The following is a 21,542-nucleotide window of genomic DNA, read 5'->3' as shown; positions in this document are numbered from 1 at the left end:
CAGGTGTTGTTGTAACATACTGAACCATAACCCTTCCCCCATAGAATAATTTGTAAGGGAGATCTGATTGGGTCACGAAGTGACTTAATCAGAGCTTTCTTAACGGCTCTCTCGGGAGAGCAACATACTGAGTTCTATCCAAACCGTTCCGTAGTTTGATAATCTCTGACGATGGAATCAATAGCTCTCTATCTCCTGGTTGGTGCTTTTGCAGGTCTCTTGGCCGGCCTCCTCGGAGTAGGCGGTGGCCTGGTTATTGTGCCGTTTCTGTTATGGATCTTTCAGCAGCAGCTGGGTTCATCTCCATGGTTGATGCATCTGGCCATCGGCACCTCATTGGCAACCATTGTCATCACCTCTATCTCCTCAGTCTCTGCCCACGACAGGAGAGGGGCAGTGCGCTGGGATCTGTTCTGGTTATTGGTTCCAGGGATAGTTCTGGGTGGATGGTTCGGAGCACAGTTTGCAAAACAGGTTAACAGTGACTCTCTGCGTATATTTTTTGCCCTGTTTGAGCTTCTGGTGGCGATTCAGATGGGGTTCAATCTTGGACCAAGAGTCCATGGAGAGATCCCCGGGAGAATATTGAATGGCCTGGCAGGAGTTGTAATTGGTGCGATTTCGGCGCTGGTGGGAATTGGTGGCGGAACCATGACTGTACCCTGGTTGGTATGGCATCGGGTGAAGATACATCAGGCCGTGGGAACCTCGGCAGCAGTTGGATTGCCTATTGCGGTGGCTGGCGGAGTCGGATTTATCTGGTCTGGGTTGGGGGTTGACGGGCTACCAATATGGAGCAGCGGCTTTATCTACTGGCCCGCATTTTTTGGGATTATCGTTATGAGTGCCTTTGCTGCTCCAGTTGGTGCAAGGTTGGCACATCGACTGCCGGCAGAGAGGCTAAAGCAGCTGTTTGCACTCTTTCTACTGTTTCTATCGATTAGAATGTTTGTGTCGTAGGTGGTTTAGGGTCCCTATCCGCCTGTCATATTCATGAAACGAACAGTCTGCCCCTTGCCCTCGTTGAACTCGTGGCGTTCCGGTTTTAGGGTCAGCGCCTCGTGGATTGCATCCTTGATCTCATCATCGCTGGCACCACCTCGTAGCAGTGGTCGTAACTCATACTTATCATCCTGTCCCAGACACATATAGAGAGTGCCATCGGTAGAGAGGCGCAGTCTGTTGCAGGTCTCGCAGAAATGTTGAGAGATCGGGGTGATGAAACCAAAGTGCATATCCGTATCTTTAATCCTGAAATAACGGGCTGGCCCCGCTCCCGGCATAACGCTTGGGACCAGATCAAAGCGCTGTTCCAGCTCCTCGCGGATCACCTCGAGATCAAGGTAGTGAGAGTCCTTGGCACGACATCCGGTATCACCAATAGGCATGGTCTCGATAAAACGGAGGGTAAAGTCATGTTTGAGACAGAACTCAACCATATCACCGAGCTCATCATCATTTACCCCTTTCATCGCAACCGCATTTATCTTGATGGGGGTAAAGCCAGCCGCCTTGGAGGCTAACAGACCAGCAATTACTTTGCTCAGTTTGCCCCCGCCGGTAATCTCCTGGAATTTTTTCGGGTTGAGGCTGTCAAGGCTGACATTGATACGGCTGATACCGGCATCTTTAAGCGGCTGGGCAAATTTCTCCATGCTTACACAGTTGGTACTCATGGAGAGATCATCAATTTCGCGTAGCGACGAAAGCCGTCTACTGAGCTCGACAATGCCCTTGCGAACCAGGGGTTCCCCACCAGTCATCCGTATCCGGCTGACTCCCAGCTCGCCAAATATCCTGACTACCCGTTCAATCTCGTCAAAGGTGAGCCAGTCAGCGGGTGCCTCATAGTCATCAAACCCCTGTGGCATACAGTAGACGCAACGCAGGTCACAGCGGTCGGTTACCGAGAGACGGAGGTAATCGACTCTTCTGCCAAATGGGTCTGTGAGTTCTGCTTTCATGGTTTAGTGGGCGGAGGTATCTGCTCCAGGTTTAAGCTGCCCATGTTGTGCGTCCATGGGGTTCTCTCCGCCATGAAGCTGCTCCATATTGTTATTATCTTTTGCCGCCTCAATCTTCTTTCTGATGGCAACCTTATAATCTCTGACCATTTTTGTGACTTTATCTCCAGGTTTCAGAGAAAGCGCCTGATTCAGCATCTCGTCTGCATACTCCAGGGCACCAGAGTGTTCATACATAAATGCCAGGGAGATAAAGAGCTTAGGATCCTCGGGAGCGAGGGTGATTGCATTCTGCAGGGTACGGATACCGTTGGAGTAATCCTGTTGTAGCAGGTAGACCCCCATTAGTTTGCGGTGTGCCTCCAGAGATTTTGGATCGTTTTCGATAACCCCGGTCAGGATATCTACAGCCTGCCCAAGCAGTTCGGCCCTTTTCAGAGAGTCCATATTCATCGGCAGAGCCTTGCTATAGAGCTGTTTTGCCTCGTCTAGTCCGGCATCGACCATGCTGTTGTCGGCAGAAGCTGCCTGGCTCTGTGAGAGTGCCAGGGTTAGTGCGATGGCAGTTGATGCCATAACTGAATAAACTTTTTTCACGATTCTCCTCCTTGTTGAGAAATTGTCTTTGGATAACTTTTTATGTGGATCGGGGAGTCTATACCTAACGTTGGGTAGAGGTAAAGTAAGATTCCAGTAGTTCTGCAATTTCACTCTCGCCCCCCATCTCGGCGTACTGTAGTGGAGTGATTCCAAGATCATCCTGCAGTGCGGGGTCGGCACCCCATCCCAACAGCAGTTTTACTGCATCTATCTGACCATTGGCGACCGCCTTCTGTAGTGGGGTAATGCCATATTCACTGCGTCGGTTGATATCGGCACCGGCATCCAGAAGTTTCTGAATCACATCCAGATGGCCGCTCTGTGCTGCCTTGTGGAGTGCAGTCTCCCCTGGTCTGGAGGTGATATCAACCTCGCTACCTGCGTTCAGTAACAGAGAGACTATCTCTCTGTACCCATGATATGCGGCCCGGTGTAGCGGGGTCTCTCCAGAGCGAGTCAGGGGGTAGAGGGGGGCTGCCGCCTGCAGCAGTTTTTTGACCTGTCTGATCTCGCCCTGATTGGCAGCATCGAGCAGGGTGGGGCTAGCCTGACTTAATAGAGGCATGAACAGCAGTATTAATCCTTGCGCCAGGATTAATGGCAGGGCAATTTTTTTCATTATTGTGATCACTTTAGCAAGGATTCATATCTTGTTTGCAGTTGGTAAGTGGTGAGAGAATAGCATAGTGAGAAGTCAGACAATTGCCTACCAGATAAAAGATAGCCTCTATCTCAGTATTACCGACCGTTGCACCCTGGTTTGTGACTTCTGTCCCAAGACCCAGGGGGTGATGAAGGTTCACGAGTTTGATCTTACAGTCGACCACCGTCCGGAGGTTGAGGAGGTGATAGGGGCGATTGGTGATCCATCACGCTACAGTCAGGTGGTATTCTGCGGTTTTGGGGAGCCGACACTGCGGCTCAGGCTTCTGCTTGAGGTTGCCGGGTGGATAAAGCAGCATGGTGGGCAGACCAGAATCAATACAGATGGGCTGGCCAGTCTGGTCCATAAACGCAATGTGATACCGGAGATGGTGGGGGTTATTGATGAGCTCTCGGTCTCAATGAATGGACAGAACAGAGAGGTCTATAATCGGCACTGCCAGCCCCAGCTGGGGGGCGCCTTTGAGGCAATGCTGGATTTTCTGCGGAGAGCAAGTGGGAAGATTCCATTGGTGACCGCAACTGCTATAGATGGATTGGAGGGGGTTGATATAGAGGCGTGTCAACAACTGGCACAGGAGTGTGGGGTTGGGTTTCGGGCACGGGCACTTGATGTTGTTGGATAGTGACGAGATTTGGGGTTAATCAGGTGGCTCTTTAGTACGGTTAGGATAACTTGTGAGGGACGGGACGGTTTTAATGTTTAAGTTTTTAAAAAACAGAGATGATAAAAAAAAACAGGGGCAGGGTGGCCGTGGGGTGAGTCGTACCCAGTTTCTGCGTGGTGATGTGAGTGGAAGAAAACGTCCCATCCGTCCACCCTGGGCACTGGATGAGTTTGAGTTTACCGAGATCTGTAGCCGCTGTGGAAAGTGTGTAGAGGCCTGCCCAGAGAAAATCCTGGTCGAGGGTGGGAGCAGATTCCCGATTGTGGAGTTCAAGCGGGGAGAGTGCACCTTCTGTGAGGAGTGTGTGACCTGTTGTGAGCCGAAGGCGCTACAGTTTGCCTCGGATGAGGATCATGGGGAGCCGTGGGGGCTGGAGGTTCGGGTTAGTCACACCTGTATTGCCCAGAAGGGGGTGGTCTGCCAGATCTGCGGGGATCAGTGTCTGCAGCGGGTTTTTCGTTTCCGTCCACGCATTGGGGGAAAGGTACAGATGGAGATGGATATGGAGAGATGCACTGGATGTGGTGCATGTATTGCCCCCTGCCCGGTTGATGCGTTAACGTTACACCACAGGCAACCTGTAACAGAAGAGAGCAGAGGAGAAAACCGTAATGGCACGTGATTCTATAGGCAAGGCAGCAGTTGAGGAGAAGGGGTGGATCCGTTCTCACAAGTGGCTGGTAATGAGACGAATCTCCCAGCTCTCCATTATTGCCCTGTTTCTGGTTGGGTCAGCAACAACTCTGAACGCCCTGGATGAGTGGGGAGAGCCGGTTCGTATAATCAAGGGTAACCTGGTCTCCAGTCTGGTGCTGGATACAGTCCCCCTGACAGATCCATTTGTCTACCTGCAGACGCTGTTTGCCGGCCACGCCTTTGAGACCACAGCACTGGTCGGGGCGCTGATTGTGGTGCTCTTCTATCTGGCAGTTGGTGGTCGGGTCTACTGTTCATGGGTCTGCCCGATGAATATGGTTACCGATGCGGCAGCCTGGTTGAGACGTAAACTGGGACTTAAAAAGAGGTGTGAGCTCTCACCCAATATTCGCTTCTGGGTGCTCGGGATGGTTATGGTTATGTCACTGCTTAGCGGTACTCTGCTCTGGGAGCTGGTCAACCCTGTAACCCTGTTACAGCGCAGCATACTCTACGGGTTTGGTATTGGCTGGGTTGCTGTGGGCGGGATATTTCTCTATGACCTCCTCTGGAGTCGCAACGGCTGGTGTGGGCATATCTGTCCCATGGGCGCATTCTATAGTCTGCTTGGAAAGTTAAGTCTGGTACGGGTGAGAGCGGCAGATCGTGAGGCATGCAATGACTGTATGGACTGTTTCGCAGTGTGCCCCGAGCCCCAGGTGCTCCGTATACCGCTTAAAGGAGAGGATGGCACCTCTAATATAGTTAACTACTCGCAATGTACAAATTGTGGACGCTGTGTGGATGTCTGTGGCCCTGACGTTTTCCGTTTCGGTGGCCGTTTCGGCGACAACATGAGGTGATAAATTGACTAAAATCAATAAATGACCTGGTGATTTGTCCTGCATCAAATTAGTTGTTATTTTTTTCTATATAACACTTGAATACCCCTCCCCGGTAGAGTTACCATCGCCGTTACTCGCGTTGAGAGGAGGAGTCGCTTCGAAGAGTAATACCAAGACCCTCCCCCCGGAACGAGTATATAGATATCTATGTTCAACAATAAAATGGGAGGAAACATTATATGTTCCTAAGAGTACTAACCGGTGCCCTGCTCCTGCTTGGTGTGACTACAGTGAATGCTGCAGTCAGTGAGATTCCGAATGTTATGTCGGATGAGACCAAAGAGTGTGTAGCGTGCCATAAGAAGAATAACCCAGGTCTGGTTCAGATGTGGGGTGCAAGTAAGCACTACGGTGCCAACGTAGGTTGTTACGAGTGTCACGCGGCAGATTCTAGTGACGTTGATGCATTCATCCATGACGAGAAGAAGGTTAAGAAACATATCTCTATTATCGTTTCTCCAGCCGACTGTGCTAACTGTCATGAGAATGAGGCACGAGAGATGGCTAAATCTCACCATGCGACAGCAGGTGATATTATGGGGTCACTCGATAACCTTCTCGCAGAGGTGGTTGAAGGTGATAGCGGTATGATCACTGAAGGCTTCCCTGGTGGTGTCTCTGCAGCGGCAGTAAATGGTTGCTGGCAGTGTCATGGTTCTCAGGTCAAGGTTCTTGAAGATGGTTCACTGGATGCGGCCACATGGCCTAACACCGGTATTGGCCGAATCAACCCTGATGGCTCCAAGGGTACCTGTGCGGCGTGTCACTCACGTCACCAGTTCTCTGCAGCGCAGGCGCGTCAGCCTGAGAACTGCGGTAAGTGTCATATGGGTCCAGACCATCCTCAGATGGAAATCTTCAACGAGTCCAAGCATGGTATCGCCTATCGTGCTAACCGCGAGAAGATGAACATGGACGGCTCCAAGTGGGTTGTGGGTGAGGACTACTATGTAGCACCGACCTGTGCCACTTGTCATATGAGTGCGACTCGTAAAGAGCCTATTACTCACGATGTGGGCGACCGTATCAGCTGGACCAACCGTCCTCCTGTATCCAAGCGTATGAAGAACTGGGAAGATCGTCGCGACAAGATGTATACCGTATGTCTATCCTGTCATGAAGAGGGTTGGGTTGATAACTTCTATATTCAGTATGAAGGGTTGATCAATCTCTATAACCGCAAGTATGGCATACCTGGTAAGCGTCTGATGAAGGCGGCCAAGCCTCTGATGAAAGGACCTAAGTTCTCTCATAAGCTTGACTTCGTATGGTTCGAGCTGTGGCACCATGAGGGACGTCGTGCCCGTATGGCTGCTTCCATGCAGGGTCCAGATATCACTCACTGGGAAGGTACTTACGATCTTGGTAAGAACTTCTACACCGAGATGGTACCTGAGCTGAGGGAGCTGATCGAGCAGGGTGAGCACGGTGATGCTGCAGACCAGAAGGCTGCACACCACCTGAAGGCTGAGCTAGATGCTGTTCTGAATTCAACAGAGCACAAGTGGTTCCTTGGCAAGATGAGCCCAGAAGATGCCGCTAAGCGTAAAGCACGCCAGGCTGCATTCAAGGCGCAACGTGCTAAGAGACTAGAGCACTAAGCAGTACGCTTAAGTCTCGTTCTTAGAACGGAAAAAACCTCCACCCTTTACGGGGTGGAGGTTTTTTTTATCTGTAATCGTTATGGCTTGACTGTACGGGAATCCGTCTAAGGAAGCTTGGGCTAGCTTGAGAACCCCTCTTTTATGCCCCAGACAATCAGCTCGTTACGGGTGTTGAGGCCAAGTTTTTTGAGGATATGCTTTGCATGTACCTTGGCGGTCCAGACCGAGATACCGAGGCGATCTCCTACATCCTGATTTGAGAGGCCATCGGCGATTAGTGTAAGCACCTCTCTCTCGCGACGAGTAAGGTTGATGTCGAGCCTGTTGTTTTTGTCAGGTTTTGCCTGGGCCAGTATCTTCGATACCTCGGGGCTGACTATGGTTACTCCGTTCATCACCTGGATAAGGTGCTCTACAATCATCTCCGGATCTGTGTTTTTCAGCAGATAGCCATCTGCATTGTTGCGGAAGGCCTGAATGATGTTTTGCGGGTTGTCGGATACCGTGAGGATGACAACCATTATCTCCGGCCACTGTTTTTTGATCTTTTTCAGTGTGGTGAGTCCGTCCATATTGCTCATGTTGAGATCCAGCAGTACCATGTCTGGCTGACGCTCCTTGATAAGCTTTATTCCTTCGGCACCACCATCAGCCTCACCTGCCAGTTCGATTCCATCATGTAGCTCCAGGAGTTGGATAATCCCTTTGCGTATAAGGGGGTGGTCATCTATAAGTAACAGGGAGATTTTGTCTGATTCGCTCATGGTCTTCTCTTTGGTTGGTTCTCTTTTTATAGTATTGGTTCTGAGTATGTCACATCTTGTTGACAGGTTACAGTTTGCTCTGTTGTGGCAGGGATGGGGTGAAGCTTAGTCGAACCTCGGTGCCGCCATGAGGGTGAGCCTGGATGGTAAGGCTGCCATTGATGTTGAGGGCACGCTCCTCCATGTTGTTTAGCCCAAAGTGGTTGGTTCTGTGTGGGTTTTCCGTGATTCCAACTCCGTCATCACGGACTGTAAGCATGATCTCACCGCTCTCTTTGTCCTCTTTCAGTAGAATGGATCCATGTTTTGCACCAGCATGTTTGATGATGTTTGCAACGGCCTCCTGAATAATCTGGATTAGACATGTCTCCTCGTTATGGGAGAAAGAGAATTCTGGAATCTGGTTGTTAAACTCCAGCTCTGTTGTGCTCCGTCCCCTCTGTTTTTCAATAATTTTATCAACCGAGGCCTCAATTCCCTCCTGGTTGGTTTTGATTCTGAAGGTGGATATCAGTTCCCGCAGTTGTCTGTCCATCAGGCCGTTGGTATCACGCAGCTCATTAATTATGGGGCTGAGATGGTCATGAGACGCGCCCTGTTTGATCAGTGCATTTATACGGCCGATCTGGATATTAAGGTAGAAGATGGATTGGGCGAGGGAGTCATGGAGCTCCTGTGCAATGGTGTTGCGCTCCTCCATAAGGGTGATCCGGTTGGATTCATCGATTAGTGACTGGGTCTTCTCCGTAATCTTCTCCTCCAGCTCGGTATAGGTGGCGGAGAGGTCAGAGTTCATCATATTGAAGGCCTTGGCGAGCTCACCCAGCTCGTCGTTACGTATGTATTTTGACTGTCTGGAGAAGTCACGTCTGCGCACCTGTTCAGATATCTGCAGTAGATCCTTGAGGGGGACAAGAATTCTGTAGTAGAGCAGGATGGGGGCAGCCAGAATGGTGAGTAGCAGTAATGGCAGTGATATAAATTCTATGTTGCGCAACAGCTGAATTCTATCCTCGGTCTGCTCCTCTATCAGGCTTACCATGTTATTGATATCAAAAACAAACTCATCAATTTTGGAGAGATAGGTCTGCTGGTATGAGTCATGTATTTTCGCTTTGGTTGGCTCGATGGTGACCTGCTTCGGTTTTATGTCAAGCAGTGCCGCATAGCTCAGCAGTAGTGGTTTGATATCCTCATCCCACTGCCACCGCACCGATCTGTATAGGGCGTGCAGTGGGGTCTCATATCCGCCCCCTTTTGGAAGAGGTCGCGGCTGTGGGATCGATTGCTGTAGGGATGGGCTGTTAAGTTTTGAGTCAAAACGACGGATCAGGCCACGTATTTTGGTCGAGGTGGGGTTGTCCTTGCGCTGATCCCGCATCATCTGGGTTGCAATCTTGTAGGAGAGCATGCGCAGGGCGCCGGAGGTGTTGATGGTGGTTGCCGCACCCTGGATGGTCTGGGTAATAAATGCTGAGCTGCCGATTCCGATTACCGCCAGTAGACTGATTAGGCCAATGATTATCCCTGTCTGCTTAAGGAGTGAGAAGCGGGGTTTTGAGTGCATGGATGAGACTGTACCGAGTAACAGTGGAGATGTGAAGGGGAGAAAGTTATCACTCAAGCTAGCTATTGATAATTTAATCAATTGTTTGCTATAGTCACAGGGCTGACTAAGGTTCAGCCAATAAAAATTAGCTTTTAATCAAAGGAGATAGTCATGAAAAAACTAATTGTCGGGTTCGTCGCTATGGCGTTTGCTGCCTCTAGTGCATTTGCATTTATGAGTGGAGACGATAACCAGTCTGGTGCTGGTACAGGTTCTGCTGATGGTGCAATGGATGGCAAGGCACGTGGTGCGGGCAAGGGTTCTGGTGATGCCGAGGGTAACTTCAGCATGTCCATTAACGCATCTGGCAAGGGCGCTTCCAGCATGGAGGCCGATGCTGATGCTGCCGAGAATGCGCGTCTTCACGGTAGTGGTGATGCCAGGGGTGACAGTACTCCTGCGTACCCACCACGCTAGATCCCGGTTAGCTGAAAACAGGGCCCCGGCTTCATGTTGTGAGGTTGGGGTTTTTTTATGCAAGGAGCCCTGCTTTTATCTCTTCTGTTGGTTGCGCCATCTCTCTTTGGTGAGACCCCCGGGCGTGACACCTACATCTTCTCTGTGCCATTCAGCTCAAATCTACAGAGTGATGGCGGGTTGGCAGGTGATAGCCGTATCCCGATGATCCTTATGTTTTCGGCTGATGACTGTCCATACTGTGTGGTAATGGAGTCTGACCACCTGGTTCCGTTACTTAGAAACAGTGAATATGACGGCCTGGTACTGATCCGAAAGATTCATCTTGGTGACACCGAGAAAATAGTGGGTTTTTCAGGAGAGAAGATGACCTCGGCAGGCGTGGGCAGTAGTTATGGGGTATGGCTGACCCCGACCCTGCTGTTTCTTGACCGTAAGGGGGTGGAGATTCAGCAGCGGATAATAGGGCTTGGGGTGCGTGATTTTGTAAATGGAGAGATTGATGAGTCTATCATGGCTGCCATTGAGGTATTGAGCGAGTGACTTATTCAAGTAATCTGTAGACAATTATGGTGATTTTGTTTAAAGTCTGACGTTCATGTTGCACGGTCTGGTTATGAATGGCAGCAGAATAATAAGGTTGATATTTTTTATAAAAAGGAGGAGAAATCCATGAAAAGAAGATTGTTTATGAAGGGAACCCTGGCAGGCAGTGCAGTTGCTGCTGCTCTGGGTGCAGGGCTTCTGACACCTCGCACAGTATTGGCAGCATGGCCAAAGGCTGCAATGGAGTCAAGCGATGCTGGTGATACAGGAACACCCAGCAATACTGTAAAGATCAAGGCCCCTGAGGTTGCCGAGAATGGTGCCGTGGTGCCGGTCGAGGTTAATGCTACTGGAGTTGACGGTATTATCGAGAGTATCAGTATTGTTGCGGCAGCCAATGGCCGCCCGATTGCTGGCGTCTATCACCTGGGAGAGGGGGCAGTTCCATTTGTCTCTACCAGAATCAAGATGGGTAAGACTGGTGATGTTTATGGTGTTGTCAAGACTGCATCAGGAACAATCAGCAATAAGACCCAGGTCAAGGTAACTGCTGGTGGATGCGGTTAGTAATTCACCCCTAGAACATATATAACGAGGATAAGAAAATGGCAAAGAAAGCAGTAAAGCTGAGAGCTAAATCAAAGAAGGGTGTAATTGATGTCAAATGTCTATTGACCCACCCCATGGAGACTGGACTTAGAAAGGACAAGAAGACAGGAAATGTTATTCCTGAACACTTTATCCAGACCGTGGTTGCAGAGAAGAATGGCGTTGCATTCATGAACGCCGATATCAACACTACAGTCTCAAAAAACCCATACCTTCGTATCAAGGTTGCAGGTGAGAAGGGTGACAAGATCACCGTAACCTGGACCGATAACAAGGGCGCTACCGGTACAGGTACCAAGGCCTCAAAGTAAGGGATCAGACCTCTCCTCTCTCTCCTTTTTGGGTGGAGAAATGTGGGAAGATAGCACCGATACCGCTCTTCGACGGTATCGGTGTTTTTTTATGGGTTTTGCATTATTGTAATTTAGATAATGCTAGAATACCGGCAACTATTGTTGTGAACAGAGGAGGGTGTGGCAGGTAGTGGATAAGAGACCAGGGGTTACAGCCACAACGGTGATGGTTTTCGCGGGTGCGGGAATGGCACTGTTTATGGCGAGCATGGGGTGGAACATGCACCGAATGACGAGTGCTGTTTTGCAGATGGGGAGCGATGTAAACAGTATGTCAACTGATATGCGAGAGATGCGTGTCCGCATGGCTACCATGGCAAAGAGTATGGAGCAGGGGCAGGCGGTGATGTCTGCTGATTTTGCTCTGGTACGTCAGGGTATGCAGTCGATGACCGGAAATATCGGCAACATGAGCAAGGATATGCATCAGCTCAACGTTAACATCAACTCCATGTCCGGCAAGATTGAGGGGATGTCCGAGAATATCGCTCTGATGTCGAACAGTATTGTAGATATGAGTGGGGATATTGGTTATATGCAGGGTTCGATGGCAACAATGGACCAGAACATGGGACGTATGGCCTACGACATCAATAAGTTCACCAAGCCTGAAAAACTGATGATGCCGTTTATGCGGTAAGCTGACGCTGAACAAAAAAACCGGCATACACATTGAGTGGATGCCGGCCATGTCGCTGTAAAACCCTCTCTGGTTAAGGGAGAACTATCGTAAACCAGGAGTCATAAAGGGTTATAGCTACGATCTGCTACGCAATAGCCTGGCGTGTCCGGGGCAGAATAGATCCCGGACCAGCAAGATTATTCTGGATGTCTCGTTATGGGTAAGGGAGTAGTAGCTGTGTTGTTGACTGCGCCTTACCTGCACAAGATTGGCACCTTTCAGGGCATCAAGATGTTGCGAGATGTTTGATTGAGAGCTGCCAACCTCGGCAAGTATCTCGTTCACATTCATCTCGTTATCAATCAACAGACAGAGAATTTTCATTCTGATTGGGTGTGCCATCGCTGCCATCACCCTGGATACGGTCTTTGCTGAGGTGCGATCCTCAAGCAGTTCACCTGCTGTTACCTCCATAACTCCTCCTACATGAAATTATTGAGTGGCAATGATGTCACAACTGTAGTGCGGTTTATATTCCTAGATATGGGTATTTTCTGTGCCCGTTCCTGCCTGTTTTCTGGATCCTCCACCCCGCTTGCGCGGGGGTGACGGTGTAAGCAAGATATTTTGGTCATAATTGGAGCGTTATCTTGTTTGACAATGGGTTACACGCTGTGTAGAGTTCTTCGACCCACTTGGAGGAGTGTCCCTCGAGATGGACTTCGAGGAGGGAGAGGAGGAGTTAGTAACGCCGGACATCAGGATGATGTCTGGCGTTTTTTTATCGATCTTCTAATCAGATACCATTAATTGGAATATAATGCGTCACTGATATTTAATGCAAGCTTGATTGGCCTATAGTATAGTAAAAAGGTCAAGTATTTATTTGGGCAGTTTTCCAGGAGCAGTTAGATGGCTTACAGTGATAAGGTGATGGACCATTACGAAAACCCAAGAAATGTTGGGGTGATGAATAAGGATGCAGATGATGTCGGTACCGGTATGGTGGGTGCACCGGCCTGTGGCGATGTGATGAAGTTGCAGATTCAGGTAAACCAGGATGGTGTGATAGAGGATGCAAAATTCAAGACTTATGGCTGTGGTTCTGCAATTGCCTCCAGTTCACTGGTGACTGAGTGGGTCAAGGGCAAGACTCTGGATGAGGCCCAGCAGATCAAGAATTCAGATATTGCCGAGGAGTTGGCGCTGCCGCCGGTAAAGGTGCACTGTTCTGTGCTGGCTGAGGATGCAATCAAGGCTGCAGTTGAGGATTATCAGTCCAAGCAGGATAAGGGGTAACTTCCTGGAGGTTCATGGCAGTTGGCGTCCTCTTCTTTTGGGGGCCCATTGACTTATTGATTGTATTATCTGTTGGTATGGCATTTTATCTATAGCACCAAACATTTCGGTTGCCATCTCTATCAGTGTTGCTATATCTGTAGTTTCATCCTCCCTGGATGTGCACTGTTGCAGACCATTTAGCCCTCCGCACTGAATTCTTAACTCCATATTGCTGGTAATCTGTTTTGGTATTCTGGTTACTCCAAGGGCGAAGTGGCTCTGGTGGTGGAGCTGAGAAGATAGTTGTGCGCAGAGTTGTTGGGTTGAGGGCTGGGTGCACTGTACTCCGTGGCGCTCTGAAATATGGAATGTTTCACTGAATTTACAGCGGGAATGTCCATTCAAAATGGCCTTGGCAAAAGGGCATGGGAAAGATTTTGTCATCAATATGGGTGCTATAGTTGAGTAAAAAAGTTGGTTAAACGGAGTGTAGCAGAGGTTGGTTGATGTGTCAGGTTGCTTATTGTAACTAGATGATATTTAACAGCTAAAATAAAAACAGCAGTTTTTTTTGGCGCTGTTTTTCAGCTCTAATATCAGCCTATCATAAAATTATCTTTAACCAATAAGTGAAGCTTATATCAAAAGAAGATTTACCTGCTTGAACGGTGTAGCGGAAACAGTAGAGTTGCACGGTCGAAAATTCAAATGGAAAGGATAACGATGTCAAATCTAGTCAGACCACATGGTGGCGGTGAGTTGAAATCACTATTGCTTGAGGGCACAGCCCTTGAGGATGAGAAGGCGCGTGCAGAGACACTTCCAAAAATCACTATTACCTCGCGTGAGGCTGGTGATATCTATATGATGGGTATCGGTGGATTTACTCCACTGGATGGTTTTATGAACCATGCCGATTGGAAGGGTGTTTGTGATTCATACACTATGGAGAGCGGCCTGTTCTGGCCTATTCCGGTAACTCTATCTACTGATAGTGCCACAGCAGATACTACCCATGAGGGTTCTGATGTTGCGCTGGTTGATGGTGAGAGTGGAGATGTTGTTGCAACCATGACAGTTACCGAGAAGTACGGTATCGATAAAGAGCATGAGTGCATGTCGGTTTACAAGACTACTGATCTGGAGCATCCAGGTGTACAGATGGTGATGGATCAGGGTGAGGTTAATCTTGCCGGTCCAATCAAGGTGCTCTCTCTGGGCGGTTTCCCCGAGACTTATGGTGATCAGTTCATGACACCTGAGCAGACCCGTGCCCTGTTCGAGTCAAAGGGGTGGAATACCATTGCTGCATTCCAGACCCGTAACCCGATGCACCGTTCCCATGAGTATCTTGCAAAGATTGCAGTAGAGACTCTGGATGGTGTGCTGGTTCACTCTACACTCGGTAAGCTGAAGAAGGGTGATATTCCTGCAGAGGTTCGCTCTGAGGCGATTCAGACTCTTATTGATAACTATTTTGTTCCAAACAGTGTGGTTCAGGCAGGCTATCCACTGGATATGCGTTTTGCCGGTCCTCGTGAGGCGCTGCTACATGCTGTTTTCCGTCAGAACTATGGCTGTTCTCATCTGATTGTTGGTCGTGATCACGCTGGTGTCGGTGATTATTATGGCCCATTTGATGCGCAGTCCATCTTTGACGAGATTCCAGAGAATGCTCTGGAGACCAAGCCACTGAAGATCGACTGGACCTTCTGGTGTAATGCCTGTGACGGCATGGCATCAATGAAGACCTGTCCTCATGGCAAGGATGATCGTATTCTGTTGTCTGGCACCAAGGTGCGCAAGATGTTGTCCGAAGGTGAGGCTCTACCTGCTACCTTCAGCCGTCCAGAGGTTGCCAAGGTGCTTCAGGACTACTACGCAACTCTTAGTGATGATGAGAATGTGAAGATTGAGATGAAGGGGCACTCTGCCCAGTAAGTTGTTTTTGATGGTTGTTAATGTTTATTTTTGTTGTTGAATTTTAAAAGGAAAATACTATGTTAAGTAATACCCCTATCCAGTCACTAGTGGATGCAGGCATCACATATGCGTCAATGCAGACGTATGTAATGGTGATGGTTGCGCTCGTTATTGTTATGACTGTGCTGGACATGATGCATAAGAAGAGTGCTCAATACTTCTTCGAGAAAGCTGCAAAAGAGAAGCAGAATGCCACAAAAACTGCTCCTGCAGCCTCTATTCTGGTCAAGACCATTGTTACCGATGTAGCACTCTCTGGAGAGTTCTGTAACCAGACTCGCAGACTTGTACATCTGCTGACTATGTATGGTTTTATCTCATTCAATGTAGCTACTGCAATGATGATTTTTGGTGATAATGCTGCCGATTCAACATTGAATCTGTTCTGGCACCTGGGCGCTATCAGTCTGTTTGTAGGTAGCTGGTGGTTCTGGTTTGTATTCAAGGTAGATGTTGCTGCCGAGGGTAATACATGGACAAATATCGAGATTAGAAGAGATATGTTCAGCCTCTCACTGATGGCTACATCAACTACAGCTCTGGTCTGGTCTTTAACTGGTGGCGGCACCGGAGTCTGGTTTATCCTGGTGATCCTCTCTACAGCTTCACTATTCGGTGGGGTTTACTGGTCCAAGTTCTCTCATATGTTCTTCAAGCCTGCTGCAGCTTATAACAAGCGTACAGTTCATGCTGATGGTTCTAATGAGAATCTGCCCGAGATACCTGATCTGGCATCTGCTGAACTACACGCAAGATTCCCTGATATCCCTGAGTATATGGGTAAGAACCCTGGCTATATGGGGCTTGGCATCAAGAATGAAGAGCCAAAGCATTACTGATTTATAAGATTAATCTAGACAAAAAGGAAAGATTATGCCTACTTTTGTATATATGACTCGTTGTGATGGTTGCGGTCACTGTGTTGATATCTGCCCATCCGACATTATGCACATCGATGATAAATATCGTCGTGCCTATAACATTGAGCCCAACATGTGTTGGGAGTGCTACTCATGCGTGAAGGCCTGTCCTCACCATGCAATCGATGTCCGTGGTTATGCCGACTTTGCCCCTCTGGGTCACTCGGTACGTGTGGACCGTGATGAGGAGAAGGGCGTTATCGCCTGGCGCATTAAATCACGTAGTGGAGAGATGGATCTGAATCTGTTGGCACCAATTACGACCAAGCCATGGCGTGAGACAATTCCTCAGCTGGCTGATGTTCCTGCACCAAGTCAGGAGCAGCGTGATGACAACCAGCGCCTATATAATGAACCAAAATATATTCGTCTCGATGAAGGTAGTTTACACACCCTCGAGTCCAATGGTCTGGAAATGAAAGAAGGGGTGTACTACTAATGGCTTATAAAACTATCGTAGAAGATAATATCGATGTCCTGGTTGCTGGTGCAGGTCTCGGTGGAACTGGTGCAGCATGGGAGGCACGCTTCTGGGGCCAGGACAAGAAGATTGTTGTTGCCGAGAAGGCAAACATTAACCGTTCTGGTGCAGTTGCACAGGGTCTCTATGCAATTAACTGCTATATGGGAACCCGTTTCGGTGAGAATAATCCGGAAGATCATGTTCGTTATGCCCGTATCGACCTGATGGGCATGGTTCGTGAGGACCTTGCCTTTGATATGGCACGTCATGTTGACTCTGCAGTACATCAGTTTGAGGAGTGGGGCATGCCAATCATGCGTGACCCGAAGACTGGCGCCTATCTGCGTGAAGGACGCTGGCAGATCATGATTCATGGTGAGTCCTACAAGCCACTTGTGGCTGAGGCTGCCAAGAAGTCTGCCGACAAGGTGTTCAACCGTATCTGTGTTACCCATCTGCTGATGGATGAGAGTAAAGAGAATCGTGTTGCTGGTGCTGTTGGTTTCAACGTACGTACTGGTAACTATCACGTATTCAAGTCCAAGACTGTAGTCGTTGGTGCTGGTGGTGCATCCAATATCTTTAAGCCACGTTCTGTTGGTGAGGGTGCTGGTCGTGTATGGTACGCACCTTGGTCTTCTGGTTCTGCTTATGGTCTGATGATTCAGGCTGGTGCCAAGATGACTCAGATGGAAAACCGTATCGTACTTGCTCGATTCAAGGATGGTTATGGTCCTGTTGGTGCATACTTCCTGCATCTTAAGACTTACACTCAGAACTGTAATGGTGAAGAGTATGAGTCCAAGTGGTTCCCTGATCTGCAGAAGATGGTAGGCAAGGAGTATCTGGATCCAGAAGCGTCACACGCAACTCATCGTCCTATTCCAACCTGTCTGCGTAACCATGCACTGATCAATGAGATCAATGCAGGACGTGGCCCAATTCACATGGTAACCATGCACTCATTCCAGGATCCGCATCTTGAGGAGATCGGTTGGCACAACTTCCTCGGCATGACTGTTGGTCAGGCTGTACTTTGGGCTGCGACTGACGTCAATCCAAAGTATGAGAATCCTGAGCTGACAACCTCCGAGCCATACGTTATGGGTTCACATGCTACCGGTTGTGGTGCATGGTGTTCTGGTCCTGAGGATGTATCTCCTGATGAGTACTTCTGGGGCTACAACCGTATGACCACAGTTGAAGGTCTGTTTGGTGCTGGTGATGCTGTTGGTGGTACTCCACATGCATTCTCTTCTGGCTCATTCACAGAGGGTCGTCTGGCTGCCAAGGCTGCCTGTAAGTACATCGATGATGGCAAGGCTGATGGAATCGTAGTTTCCGAGAAGCAGATCAGTGACCGCAAGGAAGATATCTATAAGCCAATGGAGCACTATAAGGTTTATCGTAACGATATCGTTGCTGGTTCAGTTAACCCTAACTACATCAACCCACGCCAGGGTCTTGATCGTCTGCAGAAGATGATGGATGAGTACGCTGGTGGTGCATCTGTTAACTACATGACCAATGATAAGCTGTTGAACATTGGTCTGAAGAAGATGAAGATCCTGGAAGAGGATCTTGAGAAGATTGCTGCAGAGGATATCCACGAGTTGCTACGTGCCTGGGAGCTGAAGCATCGTATGCTTGCCTCTGAGTCTGTTATGCAGCACACCCTGTTCCGTAAGGAGACACGCTGGCCTGGTTACTACTACCGTGGTGATGCCATGAAGGTAGATGACAAGAACTGGCATGTTCTGACAGTATCTCGTCGTGATCCGAAGACTGGTGCATATACTATGGAGAAAGCTCCACTGTATCACCTGGTTGGAGATATCGAGGATAAGGCTCTTGCAGATATAAAGTCTGGAGAGAGCTAGTCTGATCCTTGTTGGATCGGTTCAATAAAGGATCAACATTCGAATGTGTAAATGTTCGTCTGTTGATCTTTTTTATTGGACCTGTTCGAGGATAGTTTGATTATAAAGTGGGAAATTCAGGATTTTTGAATGAATATTATCGACAATAGTGACGAGGAGATTCTGGAAGCTGGCCTTCCCATGTGGCATGACTTGATTAAGTATTCCAATGAAGGTGAGTACGGCATGTTTACCCGCCACTTCTCTTATGAGCTCTTGCAGGGTCTCAATGAGATAGAGGTTGGAAAGCAGTTTGCCAAGAGTCAACTGGCAAGAAACCTCTCAGAGGAGTCAGACTACCTGGGGATGATCCGTCGTGGCGAACATGTCACTGTTCTGTTCCGGGTGCGAAGCACCGAGAAGGATGGAGAGTGGCTCGGTAGAATGGTGCTGGGTTACGAAAAGGATGATGTAAAAATCTTTAGCGCCTCCATTTTCTAGTGGTGTAGAACGTTATGAGTGAGACTGTTCAGGAAAATAAGCTGGTTGAACTGACCTACCAGGTTTTGGATCAGAAGAGCGGTGCAGAATTGACTGCTGTGGAATTTCCCGTCGGTTATGTTCATGGACGCAACGAGATTCTCTCTGGCCCCATTATGGAGGCATTGGAGGGGCGCTCTAGTGGTGAGGTCATTGAGGTGCCAATTGAAGGTGACTTGCTCTATGGTGAACGTGATGAGTCCCTGGTGATTACCGATCATCTGGAGAATGTGCCGGAAGATTACCGTGAGGTTGGCACCACCATTATCATGGAGAATGATAAAGGGGAGACAAAAAACTTTCTGGTGACCCGGGTTGATGAGAAGAGTGTGACCATTGATGGCAATAATCCACTTTGTGGCCGGGATCTTCTCTTTAAGCTCGAGATTCTCACTGTGCGTGATGCGACAGAGGAGGAGATCGAACTGGGTGGCCCGATTGAGCCTGAGCCAGAAATTGAGAATATGGTAGAATTGACCGAGTAACAGAACGGTACCTTAAGGTGTTATAAGTTGTGCCAGTTTAATGATAGAGGATTTTTTTTATAACAATTCAAGATGGTTTGAAGCTGCAATCCCTTGTGGTGGCCATCCTGTGTTTTTTAGACAAGAGGTGATTTATGAGCGAAGAAAAAACAAAACCAACTGTCCCTACGGGGCATAGCCGTTTCCTGACAACCCGCCAGAAAGAGCCAACCGAGCAGGGCTTTGTTGGTTATGAGACCATCTGGGAGTCATTCCAGACAGAGGTCCCATACGAGACTCCAAAAACTCCGTAACACCGTTTACAGAGTACAAATAAAAGAGCCCAGCTCAGTGAGCTGGGCTTTTTTTGTCTTGAGATCTGATTGGGTCACGAAGTGACTTAGTTAATCGGGTTGAAGGGTATATAGTTTTCGTTTAGGGACAACTCCGCGAACCCCGCCCTTGGGATTTTCTACATCACCTTTATAGCGTGGAATAACGTGGATATGAAGGTGAGGGACTGATTGGCCAGCAGACTCGCCTACATTGATGCCGATATTGTAGCCATCTGGATTGTACTTTTCGTCAACTATTTTTTTCCCCTGAGCTACGAGTGACCATAGATCTTCACGCTCCTCATCACCTATCTCAAAGTAATCTGGAAAGTGGCGGTAGGGTATAACCAGAAAATGGCCATCATTGACGGGGGGGCGATCCAGTGCTGCAAAACCGTATTTTCCTTCGATCAAGATACGTCGGGTGGGGCTGGCATTGCAAAAACGGCACTCTTCATCACTCATCTTGGTTGTTGTAGTCATTTTGTTATTTTCAGGCCTATATTAGAGGGGCGTAATTCTCTTTGAATCAGACAAGATTTGCAATCTCCGCAGGCTCCTTTGTGGGCTCCTTACTCCACTACTGTGTTACGTAGCTGCTCGGCAGCCTGCTCGGGACTAATGGTGTTTACAAAGAGTCCTGACCCCAACTCAAATCCGGTAGGGATACTGGTGCGGGGAACGATCTCAAGATGCCAGTGGAAGCTTGCGTGACAGCTCTCACAATCTTCATTGTGAGGAATGGAGTGGAGGAAGTAGTTGTACTGTACCCCGCCCAGAACTGCATCCAGTCGCTGCATGGTCCGTTTTACAATTTTTGCAAAGTCTGCCAGCTCTTCTGCGGAGGTGTTCAGGTAATCGCTTTGATGAACCAGTGGCAGAATATGGACTTCCCACTCGAAGCGGCTGGCAAATGGCTTGATGGCAATAAAGTGGTCTGATCTGTCGACTACATACTGCCCTACATTTATTTTTCTGCGAACCTCGCCTGAGTGACGGTCATATATTGTGGTCTCGAAGGTAAGGGCCTCATCAATCAGGGTGCAGAATATGCATTGATGATATTTTTGGTAGTGAGCGGCACTGTTTATCACCTCATCATGGACATTCTGTGGCACCACCGGCATTGCAATAATCTGGCTGTGGGTGTGGCGAATACTGGCGCCGGCAGCTGGGCCGTAGTTTTTGAAAACCAGCACAAAACGGATTCGATTGCTCTCATAGAGCTCACGCATTCGATCCTGATAGGCGGTAAAGAGCATGGTTAGATGCTCTTCACTCATATCGTTGACTACTGCCCCATGGTTGTTGTGGTCAATCATCACCTCATGGTGACCGTACCCCTCGATGGCAGATTGGAGGCCAAAATTAAGGTTTGCCTGAGTCTCATCACTGGCCTTTCCGAGTACTGGAAACAGATTTTCCACGACACGAATCTCCCATTCATCCTCATTGGGGTATGTGGCTATTGCAGGAGGAGTTCTCTCCTCATTTCCACTGCAGAATGGACAGCTCTCTACATGGCTGCGGGTATCTCGCGGGGCCTGTTCCTCCTCTGTTACAGGACGCATACTGCGGGCGGTTGCCACCAGTACGGATTCACTAGGGACAATCGGGTTTATGCGGATTTCACGAATCTGTCCTTTGTCATCTGGGTTGGTGCTCATAAGAGTTGTATTCCGTTGTATTAGAGGAGGCTTAATTATGGACTGATTCGTCATTTACTGTCGATCCATT

The 21,542-nt window shown here is 48.8% G+C and carries 27 protein-coding genes; 18 read left to right on the top strand and 9 right to left on the bottom strand.

Features of this window, described 5'->3' with window-relative positions; translation table 11 throughout:
• Positions 1–171: 171 nt before the first annotated feature.
• Complete coding sequence (locus H8D24_07100) at positions 172–960, top strand: sulfite exporter TauE/SafE family protein (GenBank protein MBC8520156.1); 789 nt, start codon at positions 172–174, stop codon at positions 958–960.
• Between the two features lie 14 nt (positions 961–974).
• Here H8D24_07100 and moaA read toward each other — a convergent pair whose 3' ends face one another.
• From moaA to H8D24_07085, 3 genes are all read right to left on the bottom strand, one after another.
• Entirely contained in the window at positions 975–1,964 is a 990-nt protein-coding gene (moaA, locus tag H8D24_07095; protein MBC8520155.1) for a GTP 3',8-cyclase MoaA, read from the bottom strand.
• A gap of 3 nt (positions 1,965–1,967) precedes the next feature.
• Positions 1,968–2,561, bottom strand: a complete 594-nt coding sequence (locus H8D24_07090) for a cytochrome C biogenesis protein (protein MBC8520154.1) — start codon at positions 2,559–2,561, stop codon at positions 1,968–1,970.
• A gap of 64 nt (positions 2,562–2,625) precedes the next feature.
• Entirely contained in the window at positions 2,626–3,183 is a 558-nt protein-coding gene (locus H8D24_07085) for an ankyrin repeat domain-containing protein (protein MBC8520153.1), read from the bottom strand.
• 67 nt (positions 3,184–3,250) lie between these two features.
• Here H8D24_07085 and H8D24_07080 point away from each other — a divergent pair, with 67 nt between their 5' ends.
• From H8D24_07080 to H8D24_07065, 4 genes are all read left to right on the top strand, one after another.
• Positions 3,251–3,853 carry a radical SAM protein gene (locus H8D24_07080; GenBank protein ID MBC8520152.1) on the top strand — a complete coding sequence of 201 codons (603 nt, stop codon included), beginning with the start codon at positions 3,251–3,253 and terminating at the stop codon, positions 3,851–3,853.
• A gap of 73 nt (positions 3,854–3,926) precedes the next feature.
• Positions 3,927–4,517: a ferredoxin-type protein NapF gene (gene napF / locus H8D24_07075; GenBank protein ID MBC8520151.1), complete on the top strand. Its 591-nt coding sequence runs from the start codon at positions 3,927–3,929 to the stop codon at positions 4,515–4,517.
• Positions 4,507–5,394, top strand: a complete 888-nt coding sequence (napH, locus tag H8D24_07070; protein MBC8520150.1) for a quinol dehydrogenase ferredoxin subunit NapH — start codon at positions 4,507–4,509, stop codon at positions 5,392–5,394. The genes napF and napH overlap by 11 nt, the downstream gene beginning before the upstream one ends.
• Positions 5,395–5,615: 221 nt before the next feature.
• Positions 5,616–7,037, top strand: a complete 1,422-nt coding sequence (locus H8D24_07065) for a hydroxylamine oxidoreductase (protein MBC8520149.1) — start codon at positions 5,616–5,618, stop codon at positions 7,035–7,037.
• Between the two features lie 122 nt (positions 7,038–7,159).
• On the opposite strand, the gene H8D24_07060 is transcribed toward H8D24_07065, so the two are convergent.
• The gene (locus H8D24_07060) at positions 7,160–7,804 is read right to left on the bottom strand and encodes a response regulator (protein ID MBC8520148.1); all 645 of its coding nucleotides are present in this window, start codon (positions 7,802–7,804) and stop codon (positions 7,160–7,162) included.
• 67 nt (positions 7,805–7,871) lie between these two features.
• Positions 7,872–9,428 carry a type IV pili methyl-accepting chemotaxis transducer N-terminal domain-containing protein gene (locus H8D24_07055; protein MBC8520147.1) on the bottom strand — a complete coding sequence of 519 codons (1,557 nt, stop codon included), beginning with the start codon at positions 9,426–9,428 and terminating at the stop codon, positions 7,872–7,874.
• 96 nt (positions 9,429–9,524) lie between these two features.
• Here H8D24_07055 and H8D24_07050 point away from each other — a divergent pair, with 96 nt between their 5' ends.
• The 5 genes from H8D24_07050 to H8D24_07030 all read left to right on the top strand — a co-directional run bounded on the left by H8D24_07050 (position 9,525) and on the right by H8D24_07030 (position 11,978).
• Positions 9,525–9,830: a hypothetical protein gene (locus tag H8D24_07050; protein ID MBC8520146.1), complete on the top strand. Its 306-nt coding sequence runs from the start codon at positions 9,525–9,527 to the stop codon at positions 9,828–9,830.
• Positions 9,831–9,887: 57 nt separating this feature from the next.
• Positions 9,888–10,373 carry a thioredoxin fold domain-containing protein gene (locus tag H8D24_07045; GenBank protein MBC8520145.1) on the top strand — a complete coding sequence of 162 codons (486 nt, stop codon included), beginning with the start codon at positions 9,888–9,890 and terminating at the stop codon, positions 10,371–10,373.
• 129 nt (positions 10,374–10,502) lie between these two features.
• The gene (locus tag H8D24_07040; protein MBC8520144.1) at positions 10,503–10,943 is read left to right on the top strand and encodes a thiosulfate oxidation carrier protein SoxY; all 441 of its coding nucleotides are present in this window, start codon (positions 10,503–10,505) and stop codon (positions 10,941–10,943) included.
• 38 nt (positions 10,944–10,981) lie between these two features.
• Complete coding sequence (gene soxZ / locus H8D24_07035) at positions 10,982–11,296, top strand: thiosulfate oxidation carrier complex protein SoxZ (GenBank protein ID MBC8520143.1); 315 nt, start codon at positions 10,982–10,984, stop codon at positions 11,294–11,296.
• A 172-nt stretch (positions 11,297–11,468) separates the two neighbouring features.
• Positions 11,469–11,978 (top strand): LPXTG cell wall surface anchor family - like protein, encoded by a 510-nt coding sequence (locus H8D24_07030; GenBank protein MBC8520142.1) that lies wholly within the window; start codon positions 11,469–11,471, stop codon positions 11,976–11,978.
• Positions 11,979–12,095: 117 nt separating this feature from the next.
• Here H8D24_07030 and H8D24_07025 read toward each other — a convergent pair whose 3' ends face one another.
• On the bottom strand, positions 12,096–12,434 hold the full coding sequence (locus H8D24_07025) for a winged helix-turn-helix transcriptional regulator (GenBank protein MBC8520141.1): 339 nt from the start codon (positions 12,432–12,434) through the stop codon (positions 12,096–12,098).
• Positions 12,435–12,872: 438 nt separating this feature from the next.
• Between H8D24_07025 and iscU the strand changes: the two genes are divergently transcribed.
• Positions 12,873–13,259 (top strand): Fe-S cluster assembly scaffold IscU, encoded by a 387-nt coding sequence (iscU, locus tag H8D24_07020; GenBank protein MBC8520140.1) that lies wholly within the window; start codon positions 12,873–12,875, stop codon positions 13,257–13,259.
• 12 nt (positions 13,260–13,271) lie between these two features.
• On the opposite strand, the gene H8D24_07015 is transcribed toward iscU, so the two are convergent.
• Positions 13,272–13,685 carry a hypothetical protein gene (locus tag H8D24_07015; protein ID MBC8520139.1) on the bottom strand — a complete coding sequence of 138 codons (414 nt, stop codon included), beginning with the start codon at positions 13,683–13,685 and terminating at the stop codon, positions 13,272–13,274.
• 279 nt (positions 13,686–13,964) lie between these two features.
• On the opposite strand from H8D24_07015, the gene sat reads away from it, so the two are divergent.
• From sat to H8D24_06980, 7 genes are all read left to right on the top strand, one after another.
• A complete protein-coding gene (gene sat / locus H8D24_07010; protein MBC8520138.1) occupies positions 13,965–15,182 on the top strand; it encodes a sulfate adenylyltransferase in 1,218 nt (405 codons plus the stop codon).
• 59 nt (positions 15,183–15,241) lie between these two features.
• On the top strand, positions 15,242–16,063 hold the full coding sequence (locus H8D24_07005; protein ID MBC8520137.1) for an adenylylsulfate reductase: 822 nt from the start codon (positions 15,242–15,244) through the stop codon (positions 16,061–16,063).
• 34 nt (positions 16,064–16,097) lie between these two features.
• On the top strand, positions 16,098–16,583 hold the full coding sequence (gene aprB, locus H8D24_07000) for an adenylyl-sulfate reductase subunit beta (GenBank protein ID MBC8520136.1): 486 nt from the start codon (positions 16,098–16,100) through the stop codon (positions 16,581–16,583).
• On the top strand, positions 16,583–18,487 hold the full coding sequence (locus H8D24_06995; GenBank protein MBC8520135.1) for an adenylyl-sulfate reductase subunit alpha: 1,905 nt from the start codon (positions 16,583–16,585) through the stop codon (positions 18,485–18,487). Before aprB ends, H8D24_06995 begins: the two co-directional genes overlap by 1 nt.
• Before the next feature lie 129 nt (positions 18,488–18,616).
• Positions 18,617–18,967 (top strand): hypothetical protein, encoded by a 351-nt coding sequence (locus H8D24_06990; GenBank protein ID MBC8520134.1) that lies wholly within the window; start codon positions 18,617–18,619, stop codon positions 18,965–18,967.
• 14 nt (positions 18,968–18,981) lie between these two features.
• Positions 18,982–19,491: a peptidylprolyl isomerase gene (locus H8D24_06985; protein MBC8520133.1), complete on the top strand. Its 510-nt coding sequence runs from the start codon at positions 18,982–18,984 to the stop codon at positions 19,489–19,491.
• Positions 19,492–19,625: 134 nt separating this feature from the next.
• Positions 19,626–19,784, top strand: a complete 159-nt coding sequence (locus tag H8D24_06980; protein MBC8520132.1) for a hypothetical protein — start codon at positions 19,626–19,628, stop codon at positions 19,782–19,784.
• A 90-nt stretch (positions 19,785–19,874) separates the two neighbouring features.
• Here H8D24_06980 and H8D24_06975 read toward each other — a convergent pair whose 3' ends face one another.
• The gene (locus H8D24_06975; protein MBC8520131.1) at positions 19,875–20,270 is read right to left on the bottom strand and encodes an HIT domain-containing protein; all 396 of its coding nucleotides are present in this window, start codon (positions 20,268–20,270) and stop codon (positions 19,875–19,877) included.
• Between the two features lie 107 nt (positions 20,271–20,377).
• The gene (locus H8D24_06970; GenBank protein MBC8520130.1) at positions 20,378–21,472 is read right to left on the bottom strand and encodes a DUF4931 domain-containing protein; all 1,095 of its coding nucleotides are present in this window, start codon (positions 21,470–21,472) and stop codon (positions 20,378–20,380) included.
• Positions 21,473–21,542: the final 70 nt, after the last annotated feature.

Source organism: Candidatus Thiopontia autotrophica (assembly GCA_014384675.1).
Taxonomy (GTDB): domain Bacteria; phylum Pseudomonadota; class Gammaproteobacteria.
Note: the sequence above shows the minus strand (reverse complement) of the source record. Positions and strands in the feature narration are given on the sequence as shown.